General features: G+C 43.8%; 5 protein-coding genes and 4 tRNA genes. 3 read left to right on the forward strand and 6 right to left on the reverse strand.

The genetic code is table 11. The annotated features are described in order from the left end of the window. Window positions 1-151: 151 nt before the first annotated feature. The 4 genes from ACED45_RS23565 to ACED45_RS23580 all read right to left on the reverse strand — a co-directional run bounded on the left by ACED45_RS23565 (window position 152) and on the right by ACED45_RS23580 (window position 559). Window positions 152-227 (reverse strand) — tRNA-Thr (locus ACED45_RS23565). A 13-nt stretch (window positions 228-240) separates the two neighbouring features. Beyond that, window positions 241-315, reverse strand: a tRNA-Gly gene (locus ACED45_RS23570). A gap of 39 nt (window positions 316-354) precedes the next feature. Then, window positions 355-439 (reverse strand) — tRNA-Tyr (locus ACED45_RS23575). A 44-nt stretch (window positions 440-483) separates the two neighbouring features. Then, window positions 484-559 (reverse strand) — tRNA-Thr (locus ACED45_RS23580). A 210-nt stretch (window positions 560-769) separates the two neighbouring features. Here ACED45_RS23580 and coaA point away from each other — a divergent pair. Beyond that, on the forward strand, window positions 770-1693 hold the full coding sequence (gene coaA / locus ACED45_RS23585; protein WP_048657856.1) for a type I pantothenate kinase: 924 nt from the start codon (window positions 770-772) through the stop codon (window positions 1691-1693). 7 nt (window positions 1694-1700) lie between these two features. Here coaA and birA read toward each other — a convergent pair whose 3' ends face one another. Then, window positions 1701-2666 (reverse strand): bifunctional biotin--[acetyl-CoA-carboxylase] ligase/biotin operon repressor BirA, encoded by a 966-nt coding sequence (gene birA / locus ACED45_RS23590; protein ID WP_371715162.1) that lies wholly within the window; start codon window positions 2664-2666, stop codon window positions 1701-1703. Continuing rightward, window positions 2663-3709, reverse strand: coding sequence for a UDP-N-acetylmuramate dehydrogenase (gene murB / locus ACED45_RS23595; RefSeq protein WP_371715163.1), 1047 nt, complete (start codon window positions 3707-3709; stop codon window positions 2663-2665). Before murB ends, birA begins: the two co-directional genes overlap by 4 nt. Before the next feature lie 66 nt (window positions 3710-3775). Here murB and ACED45_RS23600 point away from each other — a divergent pair, with 66 nt between their 5' ends. After that, entirely contained in the window at window positions 3776-4207 is a 432-nt protein-coding gene (locus ACED45_RS23600; RefSeq protein ID WP_102394676.1) for a GNAT family N-acetyltransferase, read from the forward strand. Window positions 4208-4298: 91 nt separating this feature from the next. Next, window positions 4299-5639, forward strand: coding sequence for a CDP-diacylglycerol--serine O-phosphatidyltransferase (gene pssA / locus ACED45_RS23605; protein WP_371715164.1), 1341 nt, complete (start codon window positions 4299-4301; stop codon window positions 5637-5639). Window positions 5640-5961: the final 322 nt, after the last annotated feature.

Below are 5961 nucleotides of genomic sequence, written 5' to 3' on the forward strand. Positions count from 1 at the left end.
CCGATAGTACCAACGTTTACGTGCGGTTTCGTACGTTCAAATTTTTCTTTAGACATGGGGTGTCCCTCTAGGTACGGATTAGGTGGCTTAAAATAAGACCACGCAACCAAAAAAAATGGTTTTCTTTATTAAAGGAGAAGAAGCTTTAGACTGGTGCTAATACCCAGAGTCGAACTGGGGACCTCACCCTTACCAAGGGTGCGCTCTACCGACTGAGCTATATCAGCACACAAAATGAGTTGGAGCGTGCAGCGGGAATCGAACCCGCATCATCAGCTTGGAAGGCTGAGGTAATAGCCATTATACGATGCACGCAACACGTAACTCTGTTTGAGCTATTTAACCTTTAGAATATGGTGGAGAGGGACGGATTCGAACCATCGAAGGCAGTGCCAACAGATTTACAGTCTGCTCCCTTTGGCCACTCGGGAACCTCTCCAAATTTTGAGCTTTCTCTCGCTTGCCTTAGAGGAAGGGAGAAAGTGGTGCCGACTACCGGAATCGAACTGGTGACCTACTGATTACAAGTCAGTTGCTCTACCTACTGAGCTAAGTCGGCACAAGTGGGGCGCATTTTATTGAATGATTTTCCACCTTGCAATAGTAAATTGAAAAAAAGTGCAAAATTCTCTTACCAAACTCCTACATACGCCAATTTAGCTCAAGGTTTCCATCTTTAACACGCATCTAGCACAGGAAGATATTTTATTTATCTATCGCTTGATGTATTTTCCATGCACTTGTTTTGTTATCCACTATAGAGTTTTGTATGAGCCCATTTATGTCATTTGACCGCGAACGCTGGTCTGAGCTAAGGAATTTAGTTCCGATGACACTTTCTGAAAGCGACTTAAAAGAGCTTCAAGGCATCAATGAAAAACTCACAATGGAAGAGGCTGTGGAGATCTATCTACCACTTTCTCGGCTGTTGAATCTCTATGTAGCAGCCAGACAAAACAGAAACTCGGTACTTCACGAGTTCCTAGATAAGAAAGAGAAAGCGCCACCTTTTATCATAGGTATTGCAGGTAGTGTTGCGGTTGGTAAAAGTACAACTGCACGACTGCTTAAAGCCCTACTCTCTCGTTGGGAAAACCACCCAAAAGTTGAGCTAGTCACAACGGACGGTTTCTTATACCCAAATGAAGTGTTGGAAGAGAAAGGGTTGATGAGTAAAAAAGGCTTCCCTGAGTCTTACGACATCAAGCGTCTTGTGAACTTTGTCTCAGATGTTAAAGCGTGCAAAAGAAATGTCACCGCACCGGTATACTCGCACCTAACTTACAACATTACTGATGATGTTAAGTGTGTCGACCTACCCGATGTACTTATTATTGAAGGGCTTAATGTCTTACAGAGTGGCATGAACTACCCACACGAACCGCATCGTGTGTTTATTTCAGACTTCCTTGATTTCTCACTCTATGTTGATGCTGACAGCCAGCAAATCAAAGAATGGTACATCAATCGTTTTATGAAGTTTCGCGATGGCGCGTTTACTAAACCTGGCTCGTACTTTAGTCATTACACTAAGTTATCGAATCAAGCGGCACTGGATAAAGCGGAAGGTATCTGGAGTTCAATCAATGGCTTGAACCTTGAACAAAATATCCTTCCGACAAGAGAAAGAGCGCACCTGATTTTGCGAAAAGGCGCCGATCACATGGTTGAAGAAGTGTTACTCAGAAAATAGTAACGCCTTAATCGCCTTTTCTTAGCGATATTTCACCACCAATATAACTCTCGAGGCCATTCTCTGTTTTGAGTAACACGGCACCTTGTTCATCGATGCCCTGAACAACACCTTCAATTTCTCTAGGTCCAATAATCAACCTAACATTGCGACCTAAGAAATTATCTAAGCGATTCCAACGCTCTACAAAATTGGACATTCCTTTCAGTTCATAATCCACAAGAGACTTGTCCCAAGTATTGATCAGAGCCTGCGCTAATTGGTTACGATCAGGCACCTTTCCGTCACACACTTCTTTAAGAGAAGTCCACGGTTGACCAATACCTGATGTCGTTGGATCCATAGATAGATTCAGCCCTAAACCAATAACAATATGAGCTGCGCCACCCGATTGCCCAGAGAGCTCGACCAAGATACCCGCGAGCTTCTTGTCATTGTGGTATAGGTCATTCGGCCACTTAAGCTTGATGCCTTCAACGCCCATCTCTTCCAAAGCCTCTACAACGGCTACTCCAACCACAAGGCTTAAGCCCATCGCAGCAGCCATCCCTGCGTCGAGTCTCCAATACATTGAAAGGTAGAGATTTGCACCAAATGGCGATACCCACTCTCGTCCGCGACGTCCACGCCCCGCAGCTTGATATTCAGCAATACAGACAGAACCCGATTCGAGGGTGTTAGTACGCTCTAATAGGTGTTGGTTTGTAGAACCGATGATTGGAATCAGCTCAAGAGAAGCATCGCGACTAACTGCAGACAATTTTTCTTGGTCAAGCATATCTAAACGGCTAGCTAGCTTGTAACCCTTGCCTTGTACTCGGTAGATATCTAAACCCCACTCTTGAATACCTTTAATGTGCTTACTGATAGCCGCTCGTGATACACCAATCATTTCACCTAGGTCTTCACCTGAATGAAACTCACCGTCAGCAAGACATCTCAATAGTGCAAGCTTGGTACTGTGTTCTCTCATACCAATGACTCCAAAGCCTTATCTAGGTTTGTCTCTCGGTCTCGTCCCATAAAACGTACTTCATGTTCCAATCGAATATCGAATTTATTCAAAACGGCCTGACGTACTCGCTCTGCAAGCTTAAGGATATCCACAGCAGAAGCCTCATCAGAATTGATGATAACCAATGCTTGGTTAGGGTGAACCTGAGCGCCACCTTCTGTCACGCCCTTGAACTGGCATTGATCAATCAGCCAGCCAGCAGCGACTTTGATCATGTCATTACTCTCATAGCCGACAATGTTTGGATATAGAGCTAACAGGCGATCAAAATGATCTTTGGTGATCACAGGGTTTTTGAAGAAGCTGCCCGCATTCCCTTGTATTCTAGGGTCTGGCAGCTTACTCGAACGGATAGCACACACTTCATCAAATACAGTACGAGGAGTGAGACTATCGGCTGCTAGGCTTTTTAACGGGCCATAGTGATTGCATGGCTCCCACTCTTTCGGCAACGTTAAACCAATCGCAACAACAATCGCTTTACCGTAGAGAGCATGTTTGAAAATAGAATCTCGGTAACCAAAGAGACACTCTTCCTTGCTTAATCGCTTAACTGTATAAGTATCCAGACATAGGATATCAACGTACTCGCATATGTCTTGCAGTTCAACGCCGTACGCACCAATATTTTGAATCGGAGCAGAGCCTGAACAACCGGGTATCATTGCTAGATTTTCTAGACCACCCAACCCCTTATCCACACTCCACTCAACCAAGCTTGGCCAATCCTCGCCACCACTTACATGCAGTAGGTGATGACTGTCCGTCTCGGCCAGCTCAATCCCGGCTAATTTATTCACGATGACCAGGCCAGCGAAGTGCTCAGTAAAAAGCATATTACTGCCTTTACCCAGTATTAACTTAGGCAAAGCTGACCATTTAGGGTCTTTGTAAAGCGAAATCAGTTCTTCGGTAGTGGTGACTTCAACCAACGCATCACACGTCTGATCGATGGAAAAAGTATGAACATTTTTTAAACTAGCATTGAGATGGAATTGCATGGCGATATTCAATTAACTTACACTGCGGTCATTCTACAGCAGATAAACCAATGGCGCAGTGACTGAATGAACAATGTCATCATTACTCAATTAGACCCAGTAAAGGTTCCCCTAGTTAAACGTTTCTATAAAGAACACTACCCAACGGGAAAAGCGAATAAGAGTGAACTGATCTACTCGTTATTGCTGGATAACGAGCTGTGCGGTGTCGTGCGTTTTCGTACAATAGAAAATAATCGCTTACTTACCGGTATGGCGATATCAAAACAACATCGTGGTCAGCAATTAGGCTCCCAGCTTATGGATTATTGTGCGCAACATACGCTTACGGAAGACGATTACTGCTTTGCGTACGCTCATCTCACCAACTTTTACGCGCGACACAAATTCGTACAAGTAGACCCTAAAGATCTACCAAATGGTTTAAGAGTTTTATACGAGCGCTATTCGAATAGCGGAAAAGATCTCATTCCTATGCATTATCAGCAAAATTGTTAGAGAATGCCTCGATTATCTAGTATTTGGTACTATCCCTTTGGTAAAATTAAAGGTTCGCAATTTTGCATATTTTTAAGGTAAAACAGTCAATATGATTGCCAGTAGGAATCCATTCATACAGTTGCCAACCATAGCGCAGAATCCTGACAAGTTTGAAGTACTACTATCAGCGCAAGAGTTTCGAACTCGCCTACTTGATGAGATATCTCGCGCAACGACTCGTATTAGTTTAGTCGCTTTGTACCTTGAAGATGATGAAGCTGGCCGTGAGATCCTAACTGCCTTATATGAAGCAAAGCAAAAGAATCCCGAACTAGACGTGAGTGTTTGTGTCGATTGGCACCGAGCGCAGCGTGGATTGATTGGTGCAGAGTCTTCTGAAGGCAATGCAGCCATGTATAAAGAGTTCGCAGAAAAATATCAGCATTCTGTGCCTGTCTATGGCATTCCAGTTCGCGGCAAAGAAGTCTTTGGCGTATTGCACTTAAAAGGCTTTATCGTCGATGACAGCGTGATATACAGCGGTGCAAGCCTTAACAATATCTACCTCAATTACCATGACCGCTATCGCTTTGATCGTTACCACGTTTTAAACAATGCGGCTCTTGCTGACTCAATGTTTACCTACGTACACGAACAGATGGTTGCGGACAGCGCTGTTTATGACCTGGCTGATAAGAACAAGCCTGCGACCAAAGAACTGAAACCAGCGATTCGTCAGTTTCGAGCATCATTGGCAAGGTCTCAGTATCAATTCGATGGTCAAGAGGTTTCAGCAGACCAAGTTGCTGTAACACCATTAGTTGGTATCGGTAAAAGACGTAACCGTCTGAATCAGGGAATCAATCAACTCGTCGCTCAAGCTAAAGATGAAATCTTCATCTGCACACCTTACTTCAACTTCCCACCTAGCCTAGCTAAAGAAGTGAAGAAAGCACTTAAGCGTGGTGTAAAGGTCAGCATTGTTGTTGGCGATAAGACAGCAAATGATTTCTTTATCTCGCCAGAAGAAGAGTTTAAAACGATTGGTGGTCTGCCATACCTGTACGAACTGAACTTACGTCGTTTCGCTAAAGCGAATGAAGCTCATATTGCTAGCCGTAATCTATCAATTCGACTTTGGCAACACGACTCTAATAGCTTCCACCTAAAGGGCATATGGGTAGATAAACGCTACATGCTACTAACAGGTAATAACCTAAACCCACGCGCATGGAAGCTGGATCTAGAAAACGGTATCTTTATCCAAGATAACTACCACCACCTAACAGACAAGTTCCAGGCTGAAGTGGATAATATCCTTCAACACACTCAGCTTATCTGTACTTATAAGCAGTTAGATAAGATAGAGAGCTACCCGATGGAAGTTCAGAAGTTGATTCGTAAGATCACTCGTGTAAAAGCCGACAGAGTGCTTAAACAAATACTGTAGTCGATGTACTAGAAACACTATTTATCAACGCCTAGCAAACGCTAGGCGTTTTTGTATCTACAAGATAGCCTAGCAGCTCCTGTCGATTTCTAGAGAGACGCCTCAATAGGTAGCGATGAGGTCTGTAGCAAAAATCCGAAGCTCATACACCAAAAGCGACGAAGCCTAGTCGTCAGACTAGGCTTTCTAATATATGCCGAAATAGCGAGGGTACTTAATGCAGATTTACCGACTGGAGACAAAACCTTAACGGAGCCCATTCTGCTGGAGAAAAACACTTTTCTTCAAATGTAAAAAAGCCCTGCTATTGCTAGCAGGGCTT

The organism is Vibrio crassostreae (assembly GCF_041439375.1).
GTDB lineage: Bacteria > Pseudomonadota > Gammaproteobacteria > Enterobacterales > Vibrionaceae > Vibrio > Vibrio crassostreae_D.

Bases quoted from the DNA above. Each gene is read 5' to 3' on its own strand.
- ACED45_RS23600 (WP_102394676.1), top strand. From the start codon at position 3,776: ATGAACAATGTCATCATTACTCAATTAGACCCAGTAAAGGTTCCCCTA.
- pssA (WP_371715164.1), top strand. From the start codon at position 4,299: ATGATTGCCAGTAGGAATCCATTCATACAGTTGCCAACCATAGCGCAG.
- birA (WP_371715162.1), bottom strand. From the start codon at position 2,666: ATGAGAGAACACAGTACCAAGCTTGCACTATTGAGATGTCTTGCTGAC.
- murB (WP_371715163.1), bottom strand. From the start codon at position 3,709: ATGCAATTCCATCTCAATGCTAGTTTAAAAAATGTTCATACTTTTTCC.
- coaA (WP_048657856.1), top strand. From the start codon at position 770: ATGAGCCCATTTATGTCATTTGACCGCGAACGCTGGTCTGAGCTAAGG.